This is a genomic window from Pseudomonas sp. FA117 (assembly GCF_057370475.1).
In genome coordinates this window covers 2,336,506-2,359,376 of record NZ_CM170675.1, presented here as the reverse complement: position 1 = coordinate 2,359,376, position 22,871 = coordinate 2,336,506, and the positions used below count along the sequence as shown (strand labels likewise).

The window sequence follows — 22,871 nt, the reverse complement described above, 5'->3', positions numbered from 1 at the left end:
CCCCAGAGCCACCATCCATGCCCCGCCTGCCGAAACTGCTGCTGCCTCTGCTGCTGCTCGCCACCCTCGCCGCCTGCGACCAGAAACCCACCCGCGAAGAGCGAATCCTGGCCAACCTGCCGCTGCAGGAAGCCTACGACCACAACATCGAGCGCATGGCCCAGCTGCTGGCCATGACTCACCCGCAGGTGCCGCAGGACAAGATCAAGGACGTGCTGCGCAAGCACCTGACGGTCGACGACCAGCGCAAGGACCTGTTCAAGCTCTACAGCGAGAAGAACTTCAGCGACGCCGAGTTCGACACCATCGTTGCCGCGACCCAGGACCCGCAAAAAGCCCGGCAGTTGGGCGAGAGCGAGGAAGGCAAGCGCCTGAGCGAGAAACTGACCGGGCTGATGCGGGCTACCGCCCAGGACAAGCAGGTTCAGGCCTTGGCCGAAGAGCGCATGCAGCAGGTCGAGGACGAGCTGTCGAACCTGAGCCCGGCCGGCGGCTGAGTCAGGCCGCAACCGGTCGATGCGCGTCGACCACTACACCCCGTAGCTGCTTTCGCACATTCCGAGTAAGGTTATCCCCACCGTACTGCCAGCGAGATCAGGATTGCCACACGCCAAGAAAGGCCTGCGCCTGGACCTGCGCACGCTCATCCTCGGGTTGTCGACGCTCACTGCCGTGGTGATGCTGACGACCAGCTATTTCGCCAGCTATCGGGTGCAGCGTCAGCTGCTGATCGATCATTCTCTGGAGTCGAACTGGGTATACGCGGCAAAGCTGGCGTCGATCACCGAGCTGTTCCTGGAAAACGCCCTCAAGCAACTGGCGTTCAGCGCCGCCAACACGCGCCTCACGCCCGCTGACGACGTGCGCCTGCAGGCAGAAAGCGAACGCCTGCTGGCCCAGAGCAGTGCCTTCAACTCGACGTTCTTCGTCGACAGTGAAGGGATCCTGCGGGCGATCTCCCCTGCGCCACTGCGCAACATGCTCGGCCAGCACCTGCAAAGCCCTGGCGCGCTCGAGGCGTTGCGCGAGCGCCGCGCGCTGATCTCCACGCCGTTCATGTCAACCGCCAACAACCTGGTGGTAGTGGCCTCGCAGCCGATCTTCACCGAGGACGGCCGCTACCTGGGCTATGTCGGCGGCAGCCTGTACCTGCGCAAGCACAACATCCTCAACAGCTTGCTCGGCGAGCATTTCTACCAGGACGGCTCCTACCTCTACGTGGTCGATCACAACCGTCGCCTGCTCTATCACCCGGACGCCGAGCGCGTCGGCCTGGTGGTGCAGGACAACCCCCTGATCGATCATCTGCAGGCGCGAGGCAGCGGCACCCAGCGCTTCGTCAACAGCCAGGGCGTGGAAATGCTGGCCGGCTTCGCCACGGTGCCCGTCAGCGGATGGGGTATCGTCGCCCAGCAACCGCTGACGCAGACGATCGCGCCCTCGCAACGCCTGATCCTCAATGTGGTCGGCATTTCCGTGCCGCTGGCGCTGCTCGGTGGTCTGGCCCTGTGGTGGTTGGCCCTGACCATCACCCGGCCGCTGTGGCAACTGGCTGCCGGCGCGCGCGGGCTGGACAGGACCGATACCCTCGGGCGCATCCATGCCGTGCGCGCCTGGTATTTCGAAGCAGCCGAACTCAAGCGCGCCCTGCTGTTCGGCCTGAACCTGCTGCAGGAGCGCATCGGCCGCCTGAACCGCGATGTGCAGACCGACCCGCTGACCGGCCTGGGCAACCGCCGTCGTCTCGACTTCAGCCTGTCGCTGCTGCAGGCCGACAACCGGGCGTTCTGCGCCATCGTCCTCGACATCGACCACTTCAAGCGGGTCAACGACCGCCACGGCCACGATGTCGGCGACCAGGTGCTGCGCGCCCTCGCCGAGCTGATGCGCGCCTGCTGCCGCGAAGGCGATGTGCTGTGTCGCACCGGTGGCGAAGAGTTCCTCATGTTGTTGCCCGGCGCCAGCCTGGAGGCGGCCGCCAACGTCGCTGAACGCCTGCGCCTGGTGGTCGCCGACACTCCTGTCGAACCCGTCGGGGCAATCACCATCTCGCTGGGCATCGCGCGCTGGCACGGCGGCGAGGACGATCCGGCACAGGCCCTGAGCGAAGCCGACAGGGCGCTCTATACGGCCAAGCGCTCCGGTCGCAATCGCGTGCAGATCAGTCGCAGCTGAGCTCACGGATCACTTGCCCCGCCGCTGCTGTCCAAGCCACATCTACCCTCAGGAAGCCCCCCATGCCGCGCCTCGGTTTCGCCTGCCAGTACCGCCATCCTCATCGCGACCAGTCGATCAAGACGCTGGAGGCCATCGAGCGTGCCTTCAACCCGCGCACCACCACCCTGCGCTGGCTGTCGGGGGCTACGCGGGAAGCCGCACGCGGGAAGTTGCTGGAGCTGGTGGAGCACAACCTCGATGCCCAGATGCGCCTGCTCGGCTACGTTGCCGAACTGCTGCCGATGCTGCACATGCTGCGCCTGTCCAGCGACCTGCTGCCACTGTACAGCCACCCCGATGTCGCGTCGTTCTACCAGGACCCGGCCATCGCCAGCCTGCTGCAGCCACGCTTTGCCGCCATTGGTGAGTTCGCCCGCGCCCACGACATCCGCCTGTCGTTCCACCCCGGCCAGTACTGCGTGCTCGGTTCGGACCGTCCCGATGTCGTGGAGAACAGCCTGGCCGAGTTCGAGTACCACGCCGACATGATCCGCATGATGGGCTACGGCCAGCGCTTCCAGGACTTCAAGTGCAACATCCATATCGCCGGGCGCCTCGGTGCCGAGGGCGTGCGCGCCGTCTGGCCACGGCTGTCGGAGGTGGCACGCAATGTCATCACCTTCGAGAACGACGAGAAGACCTACGGCGTCGACGACTGCCTGGCCCTGGCCGACCTCGCGCCCGTGGTCCTGGACATCCACCATTGCTGGATCCACGAGAACAACTACATCGACCCACACGACCCGCGGATCGCCCGGATCATCGACAGCTGGCGCGGCGTGCGGCCGACGATGCATTACTCGCAGCCACCCGAGCGCCTGCAGGCGCTGGGCTTTGCCGCCGAAGACAAACTGACCATGGCGGCACTGCTCGAGCAGGTCAGCAAGCGTGACCTGTACCAGCACAGCGATCGCATGTGGAACGACTGGACCAACCGCTATGCCCTGCAGTTCGTCGAGCGCTTCGACATCATGTTCGAGGCCAAGCACAAGAACCTGGCCACCCTGGAATTCTTCGAGCGCTATATACCCGCGTCCCGGTGACTGCGACCTCCGGTCGATCCACCCGCACATTCTCCCTGCCCCGCGACCAGAACAAGGGTAAACCTTTGGACTGGAGACAGATCATGATTGGCAAACGCATACACGCAAGCCTCTTCGCCCTGTGCCTGGCCGCCACTGCGCCGCTGACCCTCGCCGCGACCGACATGAACGACCAGCGCACGCCGGGCCAGCAAACCCAAGGCAAGGGTACGATGCAGGACAACGGCAGTGATACCGACCACGGCAGCGGTTCCGGCACGCCAGGTGACGGCATGGGCTCGGGCGGCGGCGCCCCCGACAGCAACGACACCAACGGCACCGGTGGTGACGGCACCCGCAGCGGCTCGACCGGAGGCGGCACCGGGGGCGGCATCGGCGGAGGGGGCTCTGGCGGATCTGGAGGTTCCGGATCGGGCGGCAGCGGCAGCTAGCGCTTTGGCCGCCTGCGGCCCGAACATCGCAAACCAGCGCGACTCATGTGGAAGCTTCATGTGAGAGCAACCGTCTTGCTCAAAATCTGAAGGCCAGCGCAATCCCTGGGCTGCCCCCCAGGAAGTTGGACACAAATCCAACCCTTGGGTGCAGTCCACCCTGTGGGACCAACTGTCTTGCTCAAAATCTAGAGGCCAGCCCATTCCTGTGGGAGCGGGCTCGTCCCGCGATCACCGGCAGAGCCGGTGCCATGCACCACCCTGTGCCTTTCGCGGGCAAGCCCGCTCCTGCAAGGCCTGCACTGTCCTTCAAGGCAATGGCTTGTACAGGACCCGCTGCACAGCTATGACCTGCCCTCATACCCCCTTGATTTCTTCTCCCTACTGCCTCCCCGCGCCGGCCTGATAAAAATCCTCACGACTGGCCACCGCCAGCACTGCTCGCCCAACAACAACAAAGAGCGTCGCGCCATGCCTGCATTCCAGACACCCCTTCGCCCTTGTTGCGTGTCGAGCACCTGATTTCGTGCCTCGCGCGGCAGGCGCCGCCGAGGCTTCGTTCATCCCGTGAGTGATCGAGGTTTTGTCATGAAGCAACTTGCCCTGTACATCGGCGAAGGTTTCGAAGGCCCCGGCGTCAACGCCGCGCATATCAACATCATGATGGGCCCGCGCAACGGCCCGGCCGGCCAGGCCTTCGCCAACAGCCTGGCCTCCCCCAGCCAGGGCCACTGCCCGTTCATGGTCATCGCCCAGCCGAACATCCCGGTCAAACCCATGACCCTGTACGTCAACAAGGCCGTGATCGGCGGCGACCTGCACGCCAACGCCACCTGGGGCGCCTCCCAGGCAGGTATCGCCAAGGCGGTCACCGAAGCCCTGCTCGACGGCACCCTGCCCGCCGAAGCCGAGGATGAATGGGCCATCGTCACCGCCAACTGGGTCAACCCGGCCTGCGACGACCTCGACGCCGTCTACCTGAACAACTACAACGCCTGCCGCACCGCGATCCGCGCCGCCCTCCAGGGCCTGCCGGCCCGTGCGCAACTGGCTGATGTGGTCAACCAGATCGCCAACCCCTTCTACACCCCTAAAGCCTGAGGTCCGACCATGCAATACATCCGTCTGGGCCACTCCGGCCTGCAGGTCTCCAAGCTGTGCCTCGGCACCATGAACATGGGCACGCCGCAGTGGAAGCCGTGGATCTTCGACGAAGCGGCCAGCGAGCCGATCGTGCGCCACGCGCTGGACAAAGGGGTCAACTTCATCGACCTGGCCGACTTCTACTCCGCCGGTGTCGGCGAGGAAGTGGTCGGGCGCATCCTCAAGCGCCTGGTGCGCCGCGAGGACGTGGTGGTCACCACCAAGGTCGGCTACGGCACCCGCAGCGGCATCAATGCCAGCGGCCACTCGCGCAAGCACATCCTCGACGGCATCGACGCCTCGCTGCAGCGCGCCGGCATGGATTACTTCGACGTGTACATGCTGCATTTCTTCGACGTGAACACCCCCGTCGAAGAAACCATGGAAGCACTCAACGACATCGTCCGCGCCGGCAAGGCCCGCTACATCGGAGTTTCGACCATGCTCACCGGGCAGCTGGCGAAAATCCTCCTGGCCTGCGAGCGCCATGGCTGGGCCAAGCCGATCAACATGCAGCTGCAGCTCAACTGCGCCTACCGCGAAGAGGAACGCGAGATGATCCCGTTCTGCCGCGACCAGGGCCTGGGCGTCTCGGTGTTCAGCCCGCTGGCTCGCGGCCTGCTGACCGGCGACGTGCAGTCGACCCGCAACCAGACCGACTTCTTCACCCAGCAGATGTACAGCGACGAAGCCTCGTTCGCCATCGCCCGCTCGGTGCAGCGCGTGGCCCAACGCCACGGCGTGTCCAACGCGCAGGTAGCCCAGGCGTGGGTCCTGCAGCACCCGGGCGTCGACAGCATGCTGGTCGGCGCCGACTCCACCGCCCAGTTCGACAGCGCCCTGGCAGCCCTGGACATGCGCCTGGACGAAGAAGACCTGTACGAGCTGGAGCGCAACTACACCCCCTGCGACCTGATCAACGACTACACCGCCGGCAAGCGCATCCTGCGTGCCGGCCGTCCACCGCGCGGCGACTTCGCCATCCAGGAGGCCGTGGCATGAGTACGCTGCTCAAGGCAGGCCACTACATCGACGGCCAGTGGCTCAGCGGTGGCGCCACCTACCCGGTGTTCAACCCGGCCACCGGCGAGACCATCGCCCAGGTACCGCGCGGCGGCGCCGAGGAAACCCAGGCCGCCATCGCCGCCGCCGAACGCGCCCTGCCCGCCTGGCGTGGCAAGCTGGCCAAGGAGCGTGCCCAGGTTCTGCGGCGCTGGTCCGAGCTGATGCTCGAGCAACGCGACGCCCTTGCCAGCCTGCTCAGCCGCGAACAGGGCAAGCCGCTGGCCGAGGCCAAGGGCGAGGTGGCCTACGCGGCAAGCTTCCTGGAATGGTTCGCAGAGGAAGGGCGCCGCGTGTATGGCGACGTGATCCCCACGCCCAAGGCCGATGCCCGGGTGCTGGTGACCAAGGAGCCGATCGGCGTGGTGGCGGCGATCACGCCATGGAACTTCCCGCTGGCGATGGTCACGCGCAAGGTCGGCCCGGCCCTGGCCGCCGGCTGCACGCTGATCCTCAAACCGTCCGAGGAAACCCCGCTGTCAGCCTTCGCTTTGGCGCTGCTGGCCGAGCAGGCCGGGGTGCCGGCGGGCGTGTTCAACATCGTCTCCGGCGACGCCCCGGCCATCGGTGGTGCGCTGCAGGCCTCGGCCGTGGTACGCAAGCTGTCGTTCACCGGCTCCACCCGCACCGGCAAACTGTTGATGCGCCAGGCCGCCGACACGCTCAAGAAGGTTTCGCTGGAGCTGGGCGGCAACGCCCCGTTCATCGTCTTCGACGACGCCGACCTGGACGCTGCCGTACGTGGGGCCATGGCCTCGAAGTTCCGCAACACCGGGCAGACCTGCGTGTGCGTCAATCGCTTCTATATCCAGGACGGCGCGTACGAAGCGTTCACCCGCAAGCTTGCCGAGGCCGTGCAGGCCTTGCGCGTCGGTGATGCGCTGCAGGGCGAGACCGAGCAAGGCCCGCTGATCAACGCGGCAGCCCTGGCCAAGGTCGAGCAGCACGTGGGCGATGCCCTGGAGCAAGGCGCACGCCTGCTCTGCGGCGGTCGCCGCCATGCACTGGGCGGCACCTTCTACGAGCCGACGGTGCTGGCCGAAGCGACGCCGGACATGCTGATCGCCAGCGAGGAAACCTTCGGCCCGGTGGCAGCGTGCTTCCGCTTCCAGGACGAAGCCCAGGTCCTGCGCCTGGCCAACGACACGCCCTATGGCCTGTCGGCGTACTTCTACAGCCGCGACATCGGCCGCGTCTGGCGCATGGCCGAAGGCCTGGAAGCCGGGATCGTCGGGGTCAACGAAGGCATCATCTCCACCGAGGTGGCGCCGTTCGGCGGGATCAAGGAATCGGGCATGGGCCGTGAAGGCTCGAAGTACGGCCTGGAAGATTACCTGGAGATCAAGTACGTGCTGATGGGTGGGCTGAACAGCTGACCCAACCCTGTGGGCGCGGCCTTGCGTCGCGCCTGCAGGCATCGATTCCCCTGACCCAAACAATAACAACGAGGTGTCAACATGACGGGACAGACAGTCAAGATCGACGACCTGCCGATCGGGCGCTTTCACATCAAGATCGCCGGCCTGACCTTCGGCGCGCATTTCACCGATGGCTACATCCTCGGCCTGATCGGCATCGCCTTCACCCTGATCAACCCGCAGATGCAGCTCAACCCGTTCTGGCAGGGGCTGATCGGTGCCTCGGCGCTGCTCGGACTGTTCCTGGGCAGCCTGTTCTTCGGCTGGATCTCCGACCGATTGGGCCGGCAGAAAATCTTCCTGATCAGCTTCGTGCTCATCACCCTGGCCTCGGTGATGCAGTTCTTCGTCGAGAGCGCGATGCAGCTGTTTCTCTGCCGGGTGCTGATCGGTATTGGGCTTGGCGGCGACTTCAGCGTCGGCCACGCCATGCTCGCCGAGTTCTCGCCGCGCAAGCATCGTGGCGTGCTGCTGGGCTCGTTCAGCGTGATCTGGACCTTCGGCTATGTTGCCGCCACCTTTGTCGGTACCGCGCTGCTGCCGTTGGGCGACGACGCCTGGCGCTGGATGCTGGCCTCCTCGGCCATCCCCGCGGCGATGATCCTCATCGCCCGCATCGGCACGCCCGAATCCCCACGCTGGCTGATGCACCAGGGCCGCGCCGAGGAAGCCCGGGCCATCGTGCGCAAGCACCTGGGCGCCAACGTGGTGCTCGACGATGAGGTCGCCCGCCCCAGCCACAGCGGCTTCGCCGCACTGTTCAGCCGCGAGTACCGCAAGCGCACGGCGTTCAACTGCCTGTTCTTCATCTGTATCGTCATGCCCTACTTCGCCATCTACACCTTCCTGCCGGCGATCCTGCAGAAGATGGGCCTGGCCGAGGGCTTCGGCACCGAGATGATGCTCAACGCCCTGCTGATCGTCGGCGCGCTATTGGGCATCTGGTGCACCATCCGCTTCAGCCGCCGGGGCTTCCTGATCAACAGCTTCCTGATCCTGGCCGCAGCGCTGTTCCTGCTGGTATTGATGCCAAGCAGCATGGCCTGGGCGATGGTGGCGCTGTTCGGCCTATTCACCCTGGTGCTGTCGGCGGTCAGCAACCTGGTCGGGGTGTATCCGGCGGAGAGCTTCCCCACCGAAGTGCGCGCCAGCGGCATCGGGCTGGCGACAGCCGCCAGCCGCCTGGGATCGGCGATCAGCACCTTCCTGCTGCCGGTGAGCGTGGCCGGCATCGGGCTGAACCCGACCATGGCGATCCTTGCCGGGATCCTGCTGTTCGGGGCGCTGGTGTCGATGGCCTGGGCGCCGGAGACCAAGAGCCTGTCGCTGGCCGAGGCCTGTCGTGGCGAGGAGAGCCCGGCGCCGGCAGGCAAGGTGGCGGCGGTCTGATCTGACAGTGTTGGCTTGCCCGCGAAGAAGACGCCGCGATTTCAGGGATTGCTCACCACCGCCAGCCAATCGGCAAACCGCTCGACCTTGGACAACCCGCGCTTGTCGCCCGGCACCTCCAGCCAGTAGCCATAAGGCCCGATCACCTCCACCGGGGTGATCGGCAACAGGCTGCCGCTGGCCAGTTCGCGCTCGATCATCTGCCGGTCGATCACCGCCAGCCCACCACCGGCGAGTGCGGTATGAATCACCTGGTCCAGGGTGCCGAACTCGATGCCGCTGTCGGCATCGACATCGCTGCGCCCGGTGGCCGTCAGCCAGTTCTCCCATACCCGCAGGCGGCGGCCTTCATGGAGGATGTGCAGCAGCGGGTGATCGCGCAGGCAAGGTTCGCGCCCCTCCTGGAACAGTTCGGGGCTGGCCACGGCAATGTGCCGCTCCATCACCAGCAGGCGGCGGTTACCGGTACCCTCGCCTTCACGGCTGAACAGGATACGGCAGTCGAGCTCGCCGGGATGTTCGTCGTCGCGCTGGCTGGTGACGCTGAGGCTGATGTCCGGGTAGCGCTGCATGAAGCTGCGCAGGCGTGGCGACAGCCAGCGGGTGGCCCAGGTCGGAGGGGCGAGAATGCGCAGGCGCTGGCGCAGGTTGGGCACGCGCACCGCCTCCAGCGCCCGCTCGATGCGGTCGAACGCCTCGCCCAGGTGCGGCGCCAGGGCGCTGCCGGCCTCGGTCAGGGTCAGGCCGCGTGGGCCGCGGACGAACAGCACCACGCCCAGGTAATCCTCCAGTTGCCTCATCTGTCGGCTGATGGCGCCCTGGGTGACGTTCAGCGCATCGGCGGCGCGATTGAAGCTGCGGTGGCGGGCAACTTCCTCGAAAACCTTGAGCATGTTCAAAGGCGGCAGGGTGCGCATGGCGGGGTCTGCTGATGTTGTTTTTGTAGGCCGATTCTACAGGGAGGCGAGCGCCTGCAAACATGCGTTTTTCTCGGGTTACTGCTGCGTAATGCTCGTTTGTGCCGGGGCGCGGGCCTTGGATAGGGTCGCCCCCAATCGCAGCCCCGATAACGACAAGAAACCACCAAAGGTGCCTCCACCCATGCCCGCACTCCCGTTGCGTCACACCCTGCTTCCCGCCCTGCTGACCCTCAGCGCCGCAGCCCACGCCGTGCCGATCACCGAGCACCTCGACGTCGGCGGCGCGATCCGCGCACGCTTCGACCACGACCCTGACCGCAAGCTCGACAAGGCCGGCCTCGACACCATCATGCTGCGCGCCAACTACGATTCGGACAGCTGGATTGGCGCGGTGCGCTATCGCTTCTACGGCAAGGCCTACCCCTACCAGTACACCGACAAGGTCGGCGATATCCAGTTCGCCGAGTACGCCTGGGTCGGCTACAAGTTCGACGAGAACCGCCAGGTGCAGGTCGGCCTGAACAAGATCCCCTTCGGCCTGCAGCCCTACTTCGGCAGTACCTTCTACGAAACCCTGGGCAACGTGATCGGGCTTGAGGATGTCGAGGCGGTGGGCGCCAAGTACATCCACCAGCAAGGCGACTGGAACCTGCAACTGGGCGTGTATGGTCGCCCGGCATGGCCCGGACGCGGCACCAGCAACGGCAGCACCTACTCCAGCGTGGTGACCTCGGCCGACGGCTACGTGGCCAACGGCAGCCGCAACCAGGAACGGCAGATCGCCGTCGCCCGCCTGGCACGCTCGTTCAAGCTCGGCGACTGGCAGTCCGAAGCGGGCATCTCGGGCCTGACCTCGCGCCTGGAAAACCGCGACACCCGCGACGACGGCCGACGCAACGTGATCGGCGTGCACTACCTGGGCAAGAACGGCCCGTGGGGCGTGCAGATGCTTGCCGCACGCCAGCAGATGTCGCCGCGCAACCCGGACAACAGCGAGCGGGTGACTTTCGGTGGGTACGACGGCACCTACAATGTCGCCAGCCGCGGTAACCTGTATGTCGGCGACCTCAGCTACAGCGTACCCGGCACCTTCCTCGGCGACTGGATCAACGGCGTCACGCTGTACGGCAACTACAGCCGCTTCGACAAGTCCGCATCCGGTTTCGACAGCTCCGAACGCTTCATCCTCGGCACCTCGTTCTCGGTGCGCAGTTTCTACATCGCGGTGGAGTGGCTGAACGGGCGCAACGACCCATACATCGGTGGCAGCAGCTACACCGAGAGCCTGGCCCAGGGTGGCACCGACCATTGGGAAAACCAGCTGTACATGAATATCGGCTATTACTTTTGAACCCGCGGGCCGCCATGCGGCCCCACTCCCACCAGGAGAATCCGGCGAGTGAAACGCAAGATCCCGGCACTCAACGCCCTCAAAGCCTTCGAGGTGGCCGGCAGCACCGGCAGTTTCACCCGTGCCGCCGAGCTGCTCAACGTCACCCAGAGCGCCGTCAGCCGCCAGGTGCGCCAGCTCGAGGAACAGCTTGGCGAATCGCTGCTGCAACGCCGCCACCATCACCTGCAGCTCACCGATGCCGGGCGTACGCTGCTCAATGCCCTGCAGCAATCGTTCGACCGTATCGAGCTGACCGTACGCGGCATCCAGCAGCGCCAGCACCCGAACCGCATCCGCCTCAACGCCCCGCCGACCTTCGCCAGCCGCTGGCTGCTGCCACGCCTGGGGCGCCTGCGCGAAGCCTGCCCGGGGCTGGAAGTGACGCTCACCACCCAATTGCAGGACAATCTCGCAGAGATCGCCACCCTCGACTGCGCGATCCGCTTCGGCAATGGCGAATGGGACGGCCTGGACAGCTCGCTGCTGATGCACGAACGGCACATCGCGGTGTGCTCGCCGTCGCTGCTGGCGCAGCAAGAGGAGCGCCGGGTCGACCTGCATCACATGACCCTGCTGCATGTCCTGGCCCGCGAGGATCAGCGTTTCCTGACCTGGCGCCACTGGCTGGACGCCGCCAGGATCCAGGGCGTGGACCTGCGTGGCGGCTATGAGTTCGACCTGCTGGACATGGCCATCCGCGCCGCCATCGATGGCCTGGGCATCACCATCGCCGACCGGCAGATGGTCGCCAGGGAGCTGGCCGCCGGACAACTGGTGCAGGTGTTGGACGTGCAGGTCGACGGGCACCAGTCGTACTGGTTCGTGACTCGACCGGAGCAGCAGTTGCCAGCGCACGTGGAGCAGTTCCGCGAGTGGCTGATGCAGGAAGTGTGGCTGGCCGAGCGCAACCTGGGTGGCGCTTCCGAGGTGGCAGGCTGCGAATAGGCCCTGGTAGCGGGCTTGCCCGCGAAACAGCCTCCCCGCAGTAACATGCATTTAAAGCACATTACCCCCACGCATTAATCGTTTGTTCCCCGCCCCCGCCTGCGACAAATTGTCCGCCATAACCCACAAGAAAAACCGCTGCGTCCGCGTTGCTCCGTGCCCGTTGGCCAGCCCTTGTGGGCCCGTTCACCCCGCAAGCGGACACTTTCATGCGTACAGAACACAACTTCATCGACGGTCGCTTCGTCGTCGCCCCCGAGCAAGCCGCCCTGAGCGTGTTCGACCCGGCCACCGACAAGCCGGTCGGCAGCGTCAGCGCCGCCAGCCCGGCCCAGGCCATCCAGGCCGTCGAAGCTGCCAGCCGCGCCCAGCGCAGCTGGGGCGCCCTGCCCTCGATCGAACGCGCCCAACACCTGCGTCGCCTTGCCGACGCCCTCGAAGCCTGCGCCGACGACATCGGCGCAGCCCTGGCCTGCGAATCCGGCAAGGCGCCCGCCGAGGCCCGCAACGAAGCGCTGTACGCCGCCGAGATCACCCGCTACCACGCCGAATGGGCACGTCGCATCGAAGGCGAGGTGATCCCCAGCGACACCCGCGACGAAACCCTGCTGCTCAAGCGCGAAGCCATCGGCGTGGTCGCCTGCCTGATCCCGTTCAACTACCCGGTCTACACCCTGCTGCGCAAGGTCGCCCCGGCGCTGATCGCCGGCAACACCGTCGTCGTGCGCCCGAGCAACAACACGCCGCTGTCGGCCTTCGCCATCGCCCGCGCCGTGCAGCAGGCGCAACTTCCGGCCGGGGTGATCAACATCCTGGCCATGCAGCACGAGGTCGCCGCCACCCTCTGCACCCAGCCGGCAGTGGGCATGATCACCCTCACCGGCAGCGTGCGCGCCGGGCGCACGGTGCTCGAATACTGCAAGGCCAACATCGCCAAGCCCTCGCTGGAGCTGGGCGGCAAGACCCCGGCCATCATCGAGGCCGACGCCGACCTGGAAGCTGCCGCCGCCGCCATCGTCGCCTCCAAGACCACCCATTGCGGCCAGCTGTGCACCGCCATCGAGCGCGTCTATGTGCAGGCCAGCGTGCACCAGCGCTTCCTCGATCTGCTGCGCGAGAAGTTCGCCGCCGTGCGCATCGGCAACCGCGCCGAAGATGCCGCCTGCATGGGCCCGCTGATCAGCGCAGGGTCGCGTGACGAGATCCACGCCAAGGTGCAGCGCGCCGTGGCCGCCGGCGCCCGGATCGAAGCCGGCGGCTACCTGCCCGAAGGCCCGGGCAATTTCTACCCGGCCACCCTGCTCAGCGCCTGCCGCCAGGACATGGAGATCGTCCAGGAAGAAACCTTCGGCCCGGTGCTGCCGGTACTGGCCTACGACACCCTCGACGACGCCCTGGCCATGGCCAACGACCACCAGTTCGGGCTGTCGTCGGTGCTCTACAGCGAGAACTACCGCAGCGCCATGAAGCTGGCCAATGCCATCGAGGCTGGCGAGCTGTACGTCAACCGCACCCCCGCCGACCCGTACCAGGGCTATCACGCCGGCTGGAAACGCTCGGGCCTGGGCGGCGATGACGGCAAGCACGGCATGCTCGAGTTCACCCAGACCCGCCTGGTGGTCCTCAAGTACTGACGCTTTGCGGGCGCGCTGCCTGCGCGCCCGGCTGCACGGCCCTGCAACACCCCCGACAACAGTTCCGCCCACGAGAACAATAATGAAAAAAACAATAAACCCCGAGGCGCTCAGCGTGCCCAGTACTTCAGCCAACTTCCCGCGCTACCTGCAACTGGCCCTGCTGGTGCTGGCCGCCGGCGCCATCTACCCGATGCTGTACCTGCGCCAGGTGTACCAGAGCACCATGCTCGAGGCGCTGTCGATCAACAACAGCGAACTGGGCTACCTGTATTCGATCCTCGGCACCGCCTTCCTGGTCAGCTACCTGCCCAGCGGCTGGCTCGCCGACCGCATTTCGCCACGTTTCCTGATCAGCTTCTCGCTGGTCGGCACCGGCCTGCTGGGCGTCTGGTACGCGCAACTGCCAGGCTTCGACGCCCTGCTGGCGATCTTCTGCGGCTTCGGCATCACCACCGGCCTGACCTTCTGGGCCTCGCTGATCAAGCGGGTCAAGATGATCGCCGCCGACAACGAGCAGGGCCGCTTCTTCGGCGTGCTCGACGGCGGTCGCGGCCTGGTCGAGGCGCTGCTGGCGACCATCGCCATCGCCCTGTTCGCCCAGGTTGCCGACAGTGCCGGTGGCAGCGCCGTGGGCCTGACCCGGGTGATCCACTTCTACGCCGCCTGCTGCGTGATCCTCGGCCTGGCACTGATGCTGGTACGCGATCCCCAGGTCAAGGCCAATGCCAGTCAGCCCCGCGAGAAGGCCAATCTGCTGCAGGACCTGCGCACGCTGATGGCCATCCCGGAACTGTGGCTGGTGACGGCCATCGTGTTCTGCGGCTACCACTTCTTCTGGGCCACCTACAGCTTCTCGGCCTACCTGCAGGAGGGCGGCTTCGGCCTGAGCGCCACGGCGGCCGGGCTGATCACCACCGTCAAGCTGTGGATGCGCCCGCTGGGCGGCATCGGCGGCGGCTGGCTGGGCGACCGTTTCTCCAGGACCGGGGTACTGGCCTGGGCCATGATCCTCGCCGCCGTCGGCATGATCGGCCTGATCGTGCTGCCGAGCCTGCGCGTGCTGGGCGTACTGGTGTTCCTGGTGATCTTCATCGGCCTGATGACCTACGCCATCCGCGGCCTGTACTGGGCCATTCTCGATGACTGCCAGGTGCCGCTGCGGGTCACGGGCCTGGCGATCGGCATCATCTCCCTGGTCGGTTACTCGCCGGATGTGTTCCTGCCCCTGCTCAACGGCTGGATCATCGATCACTTCCCGGGCTTCGTCGGCTACCAGATCTACTTCTCCTACGTCGTGGTGATGGGCCTGCTCGGCGTCGTCGCCACCCTCATCCTGAACAAACGCATCAAGTCCAAGGCGGGCAAAGCATGAAGATCGTATCCCTGCAAACCCACGTGGTGGCCGTACCGCCACCGCACGTCGGCGGCATGTACTGGCTGTTCGTCACCCTGAAAACCGACTGCGGCATCGAAGGCGTCGGCGAGATCTACGCCGCGACCTTCCACCCCCGCGCCATGGTGCCGGTGATCGAGGACGTGTTCGCGCGCTACCTGCTCGACCAGGACCCGCACCATATCGAGCGGTTCTTCCGCCGCGCCTATTCCAGCGGCTTCACCCAGCGCCCGGACCTGACCATGATGGGTGTGGTCAGCGGCCTGGAAATGGCCTGCTGGGACATCATCGGCAAGGCGGCGAACAAACCGGTCTACGAACTGCTCGGTGGCCAGGTGCACGAGCGTCTGCGCTCCTATACCTACCTGTACCCGGTCAACGCCCAGGGTGAGTACGACTACAGCGACCCAGACCTGGCCGCCGAGTGCGCCGTGCAGAACATGCAACTGGGCTTCACCGCACTGAAGTTCGACCCGGCCGGCCCCTATACCGCCTTCTCCGGCCATCAGCTGTCGCTGGAGGTTCTGGGGCGCTGCGAGACGTTCTGCAAGCGCATTCGCGAAGCGGTGGGCAACCGCTGCGACCTGCTGTTCGGCACCCACGGGCAGATGGTGCCGTCCTCGGCGATCCGCCTGGCCAAACGCCTGGAGAAGTACGACCCGCTGTGGTTCGAGGAGCCGATCCCGCCAGGCCAGGAAGAGGCCATGGCCCAGGTCGCGGCCAAGACCAGCATCCCGATCGCCACCGGCGAGCGCCTGACCACCAAGTACGAGTTCTTCAAGCTGCTGCAGGCCGGCGGTGCGTCGATCCTGCAGATGAACGTCGGGCGCTGCGGCGGCCTGCTCGAAGGCAAGAAGATCGCCAGCATGGCCGAGGCCTACTACGCGCAGATCGCCCCGCACCTTTACAACGGCCCGATCGGTGCCGCGGCAAGCTTCCAGCTGGCCACCTGCACGCCGAACTTCCTGATCCAGGAAAGCATCGGCACCTGGGACGGCTTCCATGCCGAGATCCTCAAGAAGCCGCTGCAGTGGGAAGACGGCTACATCATCCCGTCCCGCGAGCCGGGTCTGGGAGTCGAGCTGGACATGGACGTGGTCCGCCGTCACTCCGGCTACGAAGGCGAGCGCCTGCACCTGCAGATGGCGCCGCATCCGGTCGACGTCAAGGACGTCTCGCCGGCCAAAGGTTGAGCGTCAAGCCGCCCCGGGCTCGGGGCGGCCCTCCATTCACAGGGTTAGCGATACATGAACGATTTTGACTACATCATCGCCGGCGCAGGCTCGGCCGGCTGCATCCTCGCCGCACGCCTGAGCGAGTCGGGACGCCACAGCGTGCTGCTGCTCGAAGCCGGTGGCAAGGACAGCTCGCCATGGTTCAAGCTGCCGGTGGGTTTTGCCAAGCTCTACTACAACCCCACCTTCAACTGGATGTACTACACCCAGCCCCAGGCCCATCTGGCCGGGCGCAACCTGTATGCGCCACGGGGCAAGGTGCAAGGGGGGTCGGGTTCGATCAACGCGATGATCTACGTGCGCGGCCAGGCCCACGACTTCGACGACTGGGCCGCCAATGGCGCAGAGGGCTGGTCGTTCAAGGACGTGCTGCCGTATTTCCGCAAGCTCGAATCGCACCCGGCCGGCCCCAGCGAGTACCACGGTGCCAACGGCCCGGTCGGGATCACGCCGATGAAGGGCCAGGCCCATCCGATCTGCGACGTGTTCCTCGACGGCTGCGAGCAACTGGGCTACCCGCGCAGCGAAGACTTCAACGGCCAGCACTTCGAAGGCGCCGGTATCTACGACGTCAACGTGCGTGACGGTCGCCGCAGCTCCAGCAGCTTCGCCTACCTGCACCCGGCACTCGGCCGCCCGAACCTGCACATCGAGCATCACGCCCTGGTCGAGCAGGTGCTGCTCGAGGGCACGCGTGCCGTGGGCGTGCGCATCTCGCAAAACGGCGTGCTGCGCGAGTTCCGCGCCCGCCGCGAAGTGATCCTGGCCGCAGGGGCAGTGGACACGCCGAAGATCCTGCAACTGTCCGGCATCGGCGACCGCGCCCTGCTCGAGCAACACGGCATCGACACGCTTCATCAGTTGCCGGCAGTGGGCAAGAACCTGCAGGACCACCTGTGCGTGAGCTACTACTACAAGGCCAACATTCCGACCCTGAACGACGTGTTCGGCTCGCTGCTGGGCAAGCTCAAGCTGGGCCTGCAGTACCTGCTGACCCGCAAGGGGCCGCTGGCGTTGAGCGTCAACCAGTCCGGCGGGTTCTTCCGCAGCGATGCGCAGCAGCTGCACCCGAACCTGCAGCTGTACTTCAACCCGCTGTCGTACCAGATCCCCAAGAACAACAAGGCCAGCCTGCAGCCGGAACCCTATTCAGGCTTCCTGCTGTGCTTCAACCCGTGCCGACCCACCAGCCGTGGCGAAGTGCGCATCGCATCGCGTGATCCGCGTGAGGCGGCGCTGATCGACCCCAACTACCTGAGCACGCAGAAGGACATCGACGAGGCGATCCAGGGCAGCCGCCTGATGCGCACCATCATGCAGGCCCCGGCGCTGCGGTCGATCACCGTCGAGGAAGTGCTGCCCGGACCTGCAGTGGACGACGACGCCAGCATGCTGCAGTACTTTCGCGAGAACTGCGGGTCGATCTATCACCTGTGCGGCAGCTGCGCGATGGGCAGCGACCCGGCGACCACTGTGGTGGATGCCCGCCTGAGTGTGCATGGGCTGCAGGGGCTGCGCATCGTCGATGCCTCGGTATTCCCCAATGTGACTTCGGGCAATACCAACGCGGCGGTGATGATGGTGGCGGAAAAAGGCGCCGACCTGATACTGCAGGATGCCGACGCAGCCTGAGCTGCAGCGGCCTTGTGTCGTGCCTGCAGTCGAGCCGGTGTGATGCAGGGCTACATCGCCTCGCGCAGCATCTGCACCATCTGCGCATGCAGGCGCGGATCGCCGCAGGCGACGATGCAGCCGCCGTCCTGCGCCGAGCTGCCATCCCAGGCCGTGATCACGCCACCGGCGCCTTCGATGATCGGCATCAGCGCCTGCACGTCATAGGGCTGCAGGCTCGCCTCGACGATCACATCGACGAAGCCCGAGGCCAGCATGCAGTAGGCGTAGCAGTCGCCGCCGTAACGCATCAGCCGCGACCGCGCGGCGACCTGCTCGAACGCCGCCTTGCGTGCCGGGGTGTCGAACATGTCGGGGGTGGTGCACATCAGCGTCGCGGCCTCCAGCGACTCGCAGGCGCGGGTCTTCAGCGGCGTGCCACTGCGCCAGGCACCTGCAGGCGTGCCGACGAAACGCTCGCCGGTGAAGGGCTGGTTCATCACCCCCAGCACCGGACGGGAGCCGTCGTTGAGCGCGATCAGCGTGCCCCACAGCGGCAGGCCGGTGATGAAGGCCCGCGTGCCGTCGATCGGGTCCAGCACCCAGGTCAGCGGGCTGCTGCCCAGCGCCACACCCTGTTCCTCGCCGAGAATGCCGTGCTCGGGATAACGCGCCTGGATCAGCCTGCGCATGGCCTCTTCGGCGGCCTTGTCGGCCACGGTCACCGGATCGTACAGGCGCCCGCCCTTGTCCTCGACGTCCAGGCTCGCGCGAAAGTACGGCTGGATTGCCGCAGCAGCGGCATCGGCCAGTTGCTCGGCGAAAGCACGCAATTGATCGATCTGCTCGGTATTCAGGGACATGACAAGGGCCTCGGGGACAAAGGACGGGCATCATACCCGAGCACAGGACGCCACAAACGCCTGCCCCGGCATGATTTCAGGCATATCGTCATCGCCATTTCATCAAGCGGTGGCTGAATCGTTGTACTAGGATAGCAAGCAGCCGCGCCGCAGATAATGGCCATAAGCCATGGCGCGACCCCCGGATTACCGCTACTCATGGACGATACGATGAACTCGCACCTGCTCTTTCCGCAGATCGGCAAAGTCATTGCCAGCACCGGCAGCCGCCATTTTCCGCGCCTGCTGCATGACCTGATCCAGACCCACCTGGACATCGACGCCACGCACATCCGCCAGGTGCGCCTGGCCGCCCCCGGGCGGGGCGCCAGCACCACCCTGCTCAGTGAAACCGTGTTCAGCGCCAGCGAGCACGCCAGCAATCACTTCATGGACCCGGCACGCCTGCACCTGATGCGCCGCACGGCCGACTACCACTACGAACTGCATATCCTGCGCGCCGACCGCGCCGCCTTCTCGGCCCATGAGCGCGATTGCCTGCAGGACATCTCGCCGCTGCTGCTGCCGATGCTGCAAAAGCACCTGGACGCCCTGCAGCCCACGCCCAACGAACGCCCGAACACCGAGACGCTGCAAGCCCGCTTCCAGGAGCGCCTGGACCAGTGCGCCCTGAGGCTTTCCGAACGCGAGATGCAGGTGTGCCTGGGGCTGCTGGCCGGGCATACCGCACCGCAGCAGGCCGAGCATCTGCAGTTGAAGGTCAACACGGTGGAAAGCTACCTGCGCAGGGCGGCGATCAAGCTTGGGATCAGCGGCCGACATTCGCTGATGAAGTGGATGTACGCGGTCGACACACCAGCCTGAAACCAGCTCGCCACCCGCAAAAGGGCTGCGAAGCAGCCCAAGGATCGGTGCAGCAACAGTGAATGCGAGGCTTGCGGCAGCCACCGAGCGTATCAGTCGCGCGCCAATGCCTCGATCGGGTCCAGACGTGCGGCATTGCGCGCCGGTACGAAGCCGAACACGATGCCGATCAGGGTCGAGCAGACGAACGCCGTGGCAATCGAGGCCGGCGAGAACACCATCTCCCACTGCTTGACGAACAAGGTGAACAGGTAGCCGATACCATACGACAGACCGATGCCCACCAGTCCACCAAACAGGCAGACCATCACCGCCTCCACCAGGAACTGCTGGCGGATATCCGACTGACGAGCCCCCACCGCCATGCGAATGCCGATCTCGCGGGTACGCTCGGTGACCGACACCAGCATGATGTTCATCACGCCGATACCGCCGACCACCAGCGAGATCACCGCGATCAGCGACAGCAGCAAGGTCAGCGAGCGGCTGGTCTTCTGCACCGTCTGCATGATGCTGTCGAGGTTGTTGGTGAAGAAGTCCTTGGTGCCGTGGCGCTGCAGCATCAGCTTGTTGACCTCTTCCTCGACCCGCTTGCTCGGCATGCCGTCCTTGATCCGCACACTGATGCTGTCCAGGTGGCGTTGGCCGAGCAGGCGCCCTGCAGCAGTCTCGTAGGGCACCCAGACATTCAGCGCGTTGCTCGCGGCGAACAGGTTCTTGTTCTCGGTGGTCACGCCGATCACCGTGCACGGCAGGTTGCCGATCAGGATCACCTGCCCCAGCGGATCGACGCCCTCGCCGAACAGGCGCAGGCGCGTGTTGTGGTCGATCACCACCACCTGCGCCTGGCGCCGCGCGTCGCTTTCGCTGAAGGCGATGCCGGCCGCCAGGTTGATGTTGCGCACCTGGAAGTAGCGCTCGCTGACGCCGTTGAGCTGCACGTCCAGGTCCAGGTTGCGGTAGCGCACCAGCATGCTGCGGCCGATCACCGGCGTGGCGCTGTCGACGTAGTACAGGTGGTTGAGCGCGGTGACGTCGGCCAGTACCAGGGTCTCGATGGCCTTGGCCCGGCTGTCGCCGAAGTTGCTGCCCGAGTAGATGTCGATGGTGTTGCTGCCGATCGCCTGGATATCCTTGAGCACGTAGCCCTTGGCGCCTTCGCCGATGGCCGAGATCGACACCACCGAGGTGATGCCGATGACGATTCCGAGCATGGTCAGCAAGGTACGCATGCGGTGCGAGATCAGGGCGATCCAGGCCATGTTGAAGGCTTCGCGGAACAAACCGAGGCTGGCCACCAAGCGTCGCGCCGGCCGGGGCTTGCGCTGCGGCTCGGGGATCACCGCATCGGGCGCGGCCTGCGGCGTGTTGCGCTGGTCGCTGACGATCTGCCCGTCGCTGACCTCGATGATCCGTTCGGCATGGGCGGCGACCTTGGGGTCGTGGGTCACCAGGATCACCGTGTGCCCGGCGGCATGCAACTCCAGCAGAATGGCCATCACCTCCTTGCCGCTGGCGGTGTCGAGGGCGCCGGTGGGCTCGTCGGCGAGAATCACCTCGCCACCGTTCATCAGGGCCCGGCAGATACTCACCCGCTGCTGCTGGCCGCCCGACAGCTGGCTGGGGCGATGGCTCAGGTGCCCGGCCAGGCCCAGGCGCGTGAGCAGCTCCTGGGCCCGCGCGTGGCGCTGTGCCTGTGGCGTGCCGGCATACACCGCCGGGATCTCGACATTGCGCAGCGCATCCAGGTGCGGCAGCAGGTGATAGCGCTGGAAGATGAAACCGAAGTGATCACGGCGCAGGGCCGCCAGGGCCTCGTCGTCCATGTCGCGGGTTTCCCGGCCGCCGACCTGGTAGGAACCGGCGCTGGCATGGTCCAGGCAGCCGAGGATGTTCATCAGCGTCGACTTGCCCGAGCCCGACGCGCCGATGATCGCCACCAGCTCGCCGGCGTTGATCTGCAGATCGATATGGCGCAGGGCGAGAAACTCGCGCTCGCCTGCCATGAAGCTGCGACTCACCCCTTCGAGGCGCAGCAACGGCTGGCCCGTCTCGACGGCGGTGGTGCGCTGCGAGTCCAGCTCGACGTTCATGTTCATGCTCATGCCCCCGCCGCATCGCCGATGGGCTCGCCGATCACCACCCGGTCGCCTTCGGCCAGGCCCTGGCGGATCTCGACCCTGACGTTGTTGTTGATCCCGGCCTGCACCTCGCGCACCTGGGCGAAGCCCTTGGCATCGACCACCCGCACCGCGAAGCTGCCATCGCCATTGCGCGGCCCGAGCGCCGCCACCGGCACGCTGAGCACCGCCTCGGCAGTAGCCAGCACGATGCGTACCTGGGCGGTCATGGAGATGCGCAGGCGATGCTCGGGGTTCGGCACCTCGAACAGCGCGTTATAGAACACCGCGGTGTTCTGCTTGGGCGCAGCGGCGCCGCTCTTGTCGGTGCTTTCCAGGTAGTTCTGTGGCGCAGGCTCGGTGCCGCGCAGGGTGGCGTAGTAGCGTTTGTCTTCACCGAGAATGGTGAAGTACACCTGCTGGCCTGGGCTGATATGGATCACGTCGGCTTCGGAGACCTGGGCCTTGACCGTCATGGTGTCGAGGTCAGCGAGCTTGAGGATCACCGGCGCCAGCTGCTGGGCGATCACGGTCTGGCCTTCCTGGGTAACGATACCCACCACGTCGCCATCGATGGGCGCGCTGATACGGGTGTAGTCGAGGTTGACCTTGGCCGTGTCGATCTGCACCTGGGCGCTTTTGATCTGTGCGTCGAGCGAATGCAGGGTGGCCTGCTGCACCTGGTATTCGGACTCGGCGTTCTCGAAGTCCTGGCGCGAGATCGACTCGTCGTCCTGCAGCGCGCTGTAGCGCTCGTAGACCCGCCGGGTCTGGTTGACCCGGGCCAGGGTCGAGCGCCGCTCGGCCTGCAGCTTTTCCTCGTCGACCTGGGCCTGGCGCAGGGTATTGCGCAGCACCAGCGGGTCGATCTCGGCCAGCCACTGGCCCTTGGTCACCTTGTCGCCCAGCTTGACCTTTAGCGAGCGCAACTGCCCGGACACCTGGGCGCCGACATCGACCTGGCGGATACCCTCGAGCACGCCGGTGGCCAGCACCGCGTTCTCGATGTCGCCACGTTCGACCGTGGCCGTGATGTAGCGTGGCGGCGTGGCCGGGGCCTGCACCGCATACAGCGTGATCCCGGCCACCAGTGCCAGGGCGCAGCCCAGGCCTATCTTGCGAAAACTGCTCTTGTCCATAAATGCTCGTTCATCCGTTCCAAAGGCCTGCGTGCCATCGCGCAGGGC

Annotated in this window: 19 protein-coding genes; 15 read left to right on the top strand and 4 right to left on the bottom strand. The window is 66.0% G+C overall.

Annotation, left to right across the window (positions count from 1 at the left end):
• The first annotated feature begins 17 nt into the window (after positions 1-17).
• The 8 genes from AC1TXO_RS10885 (at position 18) to AC1TXO_RS10850 (ending at position 8,703) form a co-directional block, all read left to right on the top strand.
• Positions 18-497 (top strand): hypothetical protein, encoded by a 480-nt coding sequence (locus tag AC1TXO_RS10885; RefSeq protein WP_486406309.1) that lies wholly within the window; start codon positions 18-20, stop codon positions 495-497.
• Between the two features lie 103 nt (positions 498-600).
• On the top strand, positions 601-2,175 hold the full coding sequence (locus AC1TXO_RS10880) for a sensor domain-containing diguanylate cyclase (RefSeq protein ID WP_486406308.1): 1,575 nt from the start codon (positions 601-603) through the stop codon (positions 2,173-2,175).
• 62 nt (positions 2,176-2,237) lie between these two features.
• Complete coding sequence (gene uvsE, locus AC1TXO_RS10875; protein ID WP_486406307.1) at positions 2,238-3,260, top strand: UV DNA damage repair endonuclease UvsE; 1,023 nt, start codon at positions 2,238-2,240, stop codon at positions 3,258-3,260.
• An 83-nt stretch (positions 3,261-3,343) separates the two neighbouring features.
• Complete coding sequence (locus tag AC1TXO_RS10870; RefSeq protein ID WP_486406306.1) at positions 3,344-3,691, top strand: hypothetical protein; 348 nt, start codon at positions 3,344-3,346, stop codon at positions 3,689-3,691.
• Positions 3,692-4,279: 588 nt separating this feature from the next.
• Complete coding sequence (fae, locus tag AC1TXO_RS10865) at positions 4,280-4,792, top strand: formaldehyde-activating enzyme (protein WP_411384305.1); 513 nt, start codon at positions 4,280-4,282, stop codon at positions 4,790-4,792.
• Positions 4,793-4,801: 9 nt separating this feature from the next.
• Positions 4,802-5,836, top strand: coding sequence for an aldo/keto reductase (locus AC1TXO_RS10860; protein ID WP_486406305.1), 1,035 nt, complete (start codon positions 4,802-4,804; stop codon positions 5,834-5,836).
• On the top strand, positions 5,833-7,272 hold the full coding sequence (locus tag AC1TXO_RS10855) for an NAD-dependent succinate-semialdehyde dehydrogenase (protein WP_486406304.1): 1,440 nt from the start codon (positions 5,833-5,835) through the stop codon (positions 7,270-7,272). Before AC1TXO_RS10860 ends, AC1TXO_RS10855 begins: the two co-directional genes overlap by 4 nt.
• Before the next feature lie 81 nt (positions 7,273-7,353).
• Positions 7,354-8,703 carry an MFS transporter gene (locus AC1TXO_RS10850; RefSeq protein WP_486406303.1) on the top strand — a complete coding sequence of 450 codons (1,350 nt, stop codon included), beginning with the start codon at positions 7,354-7,356 and terminating at the stop codon, positions 8,701-8,703.
• A 41-nt stretch (positions 8,704-8,744) separates the two neighbouring features.
• Here the strand turns inward: AC1TXO_RS10850 and AC1TXO_RS10845 are convergent, their stop codons facing one another.
• Positions 8,745-9,620: a LysR substrate-binding domain-containing protein gene (locus tag AC1TXO_RS10845; RefSeq protein ID WP_486406302.1), complete on the bottom strand. Its 876-nt coding sequence runs from the start codon at positions 9,618-9,620 to the stop codon at positions 8,745-8,747.
• A 184-nt stretch (positions 9,621-9,804) separates the two neighbouring features.
• Between AC1TXO_RS10845 and AC1TXO_RS10840 the strand changes: the two genes are divergently transcribed.
• From AC1TXO_RS10840 to AC1TXO_RS10815, 6 genes are all read left to right on the top strand, one after another.
• Positions 9,805-10,974, top strand: a complete 1,170-nt coding sequence (locus AC1TXO_RS10840; protein WP_486406301.1) for a porin — start codon at positions 9,805-9,807, stop codon at positions 10,972-10,974.
• A gap of 48 nt (positions 10,975-11,022) precedes the next feature.
• A complete protein-coding gene (locus AC1TXO_RS10835; RefSeq protein WP_486406300.1) occupies positions 11,023-11,961 on the top strand; it encodes a LysR substrate-binding domain-containing protein in 939 nt (312 codons plus the stop codon).
• A gap of 209 nt (positions 11,962-12,170) precedes the next feature.
• Entirely contained in the window at positions 12,171-13,595 is a 1,425-nt protein-coding gene (gene aldA, locus AC1TXO_RS10830) for an aldehyde dehydrogenase (RefSeq protein WP_486406299.1), read from the top strand.
• An 82-nt stretch (positions 13,596-13,677) separates the two neighbouring features.
• Entirely contained in the window at positions 13,678-14,970 is a 1,293-nt protein-coding gene (locus AC1TXO_RS10825; RefSeq protein WP_486406298.1) for an MFS transporter, read from the top strand.
• Positions 14,967-16,184, top strand: a complete 1,218-nt coding sequence (locus AC1TXO_RS10820; protein ID WP_486406297.1) for a mandelate racemase/muconate lactonizing enzyme family protein — start codon at positions 14,967-14,969, stop codon at positions 16,182-16,184. The genes AC1TXO_RS10825 and AC1TXO_RS10820 overlap by 4 nt, the downstream gene beginning before the upstream one ends.
• A gap of 54 nt (positions 16,185-16,238) precedes the next feature.
• Positions 16,239-17,858, top strand: coding sequence for a GMC family oxidoreductase (locus tag AC1TXO_RS10815; protein ID WP_486406296.1), 1,620 nt, complete (start codon positions 16,239-16,241; stop codon positions 17,856-17,858).
• Positions 17,859-17,908: 50 nt separating this feature from the next.
• On the opposite strand, the gene hisN is transcribed toward AC1TXO_RS10815, so the two are convergent.
• Complete coding sequence (hisN, locus tag AC1TXO_RS10810) at positions 17,909-18,700, bottom strand: histidinol-phosphatase (RefSeq protein ID WP_486406295.1); 792 nt, start codon at positions 18,698-18,700, stop codon at positions 17,909-17,911.
• A gap of 210 nt (positions 18,701-18,910) precedes the next feature.
• Between hisN and AC1TXO_RS10805 the strand changes: the two genes are divergently transcribed.
• Positions 18,911-19,564 (top strand): helix-turn-helix transcriptional regulator, encoded by a 654-nt coding sequence (locus tag AC1TXO_RS10805; RefSeq protein WP_486406827.1) that lies wholly within the window; start codon positions 18,911-18,913, stop codon positions 19,562-19,564.
• A gap of 92 nt (positions 19,565-19,656) precedes the next feature.
• Here the strand turns inward: AC1TXO_RS10805 and AC1TXO_RS10800 are convergent, their stop codons facing one another.
• Positions 19,657-21,663: a MacB family efflux pump subunit gene (locus AC1TXO_RS10800; protein WP_486406294.1), complete on the bottom strand. Its 2,007-nt coding sequence runs from the start codon at positions 21,661-21,663 to the stop codon at positions 19,657-19,659.
• A 2-nt stretch (positions 21,664-21,665) separates the two neighbouring features.
• Complete coding sequence (gene macA / locus AC1TXO_RS10795) at positions 21,666-22,823, bottom strand: macrolide transporter subunit MacA (RefSeq protein ID WP_486406293.1); 1,158 nt, start codon at positions 22,821-22,823, stop codon at positions 21,666-21,668.
• Positions 22,824-22,871: the final 48 nt, after the last annotated feature.

Excerpts from the sequence above, each read along its gene's own strand:
- AC1TXO_RS10805 (WP_486406827.1), top strand. The coding sequence starts at position 18,911 with ATGAACTCGCACCTGCTCTTTCCGCAGATCGGCAAAGTCATTGCCAGC.
- AC1TXO_RS10825 (WP_486406298.1), top strand. The coding sequence starts at position 13,678 with ATGAAAAAAACAATAAACCCCGAGGCGCTCAGCGTGCCCAGTACTTCA.
- AC1TXO_RS10845 (WP_486406302.1), bottom strand. The coding sequence starts at position 9,620 with ATGCGCACCCTGCCGCCTTTGAACATGCTCAAGGTTTTCGAGGAAGTT.
- hisN (WP_486406295.1), bottom strand. The coding sequence starts at position 18,700 with ATGTCCCTGAATACCGAGCAGATCGATCAATTGCGTGCTTTCGCCGAG.
- AC1TXO_RS10860 (WP_486406305.1), top strand. The coding sequence starts at position 4,802 with ATGCAATACATCCGTCTGGGCCACTCCGGCCTGCAGGTCTCCAAGCTG.
- AC1TXO_RS10855 (WP_486406304.1), top strand. The coding sequence starts at position 5,833 with ATGAGTACGCTGCTCAAGGCAGGCCACTACATCGACGGCCAGTGGCTC.
- aldA (WP_486406299.1), top strand. The coding sequence starts at position 12,171 with ATGCGTACAGAACACAACTTCATCGACGGTCGCTTCGTCGTCGCCCCC.
- AC1TXO_RS10820 (WP_486406297.1), top strand. The coding sequence starts at position 14,967 with ATGAAGATCGTATCCCTGCAAACCCACGTGGTGGCCGTACCGCCACCG.
- fae (WP_411384305.1), top strand. The coding sequence starts at position 4,280 with ATGAAGCAACTTGCCCTGTACATCGGCGAAGGTTTCGAAGGCCCCGGC.
- AC1TXO_RS10800 (WP_486406294.1), bottom strand. The coding sequence starts at position 21,663 with ATGAACATGAACGTCGAGCTGGACTCGCAGCGCACCACCGCCGTCGAG.
- AC1TXO_RS10840 (WP_486406301.1), top strand. The coding sequence starts at position 9,805 with ATGCCCGCACTCCCGTTGCGTCACACCCTGCTTCCCGCCCTGCTGACC.
- AC1TXO_RS10870 (WP_486406306.1), top strand. The coding sequence starts at position 3,344 with ATGATTGGCAAACGCATACACGCAAGCCTCTTCGCCCTGTGCCTGGCC.
- AC1TXO_RS10885 (WP_486406309.1), top strand. The coding sequence starts at position 18 with ATGCCCCGCCTGCCGAAACTGCTGCTGCCTCTGCTGCTGCTCGCCACC.
- uvsE (WP_486406307.1), top strand. The coding sequence starts at position 2,238 with ATGCCGCGCCTCGGTTTCGCCTGCCAGTACCGCCATCCTCATCGCGAC.
- AC1TXO_RS10815 (WP_486406296.1), top strand. The coding sequence starts at position 16,239 with ATGAACGATTTTGACTACATCATCGCCGGCGCAGGCTCGGCCGGCTGC.
- macA (WP_486406293.1), bottom strand. The coding sequence starts at position 22,823 with ATGGACAAGAGCAGTTTTCGCAAGATAGGCCTGGGCTGCGCCCTGGCA.
- AC1TXO_RS10850 (WP_486406303.1), top strand. The coding sequence starts at position 7,354 with ATGACGGGACAGACAGTCAAGATCGACGACCTGCCGATCGGGCGCTTT.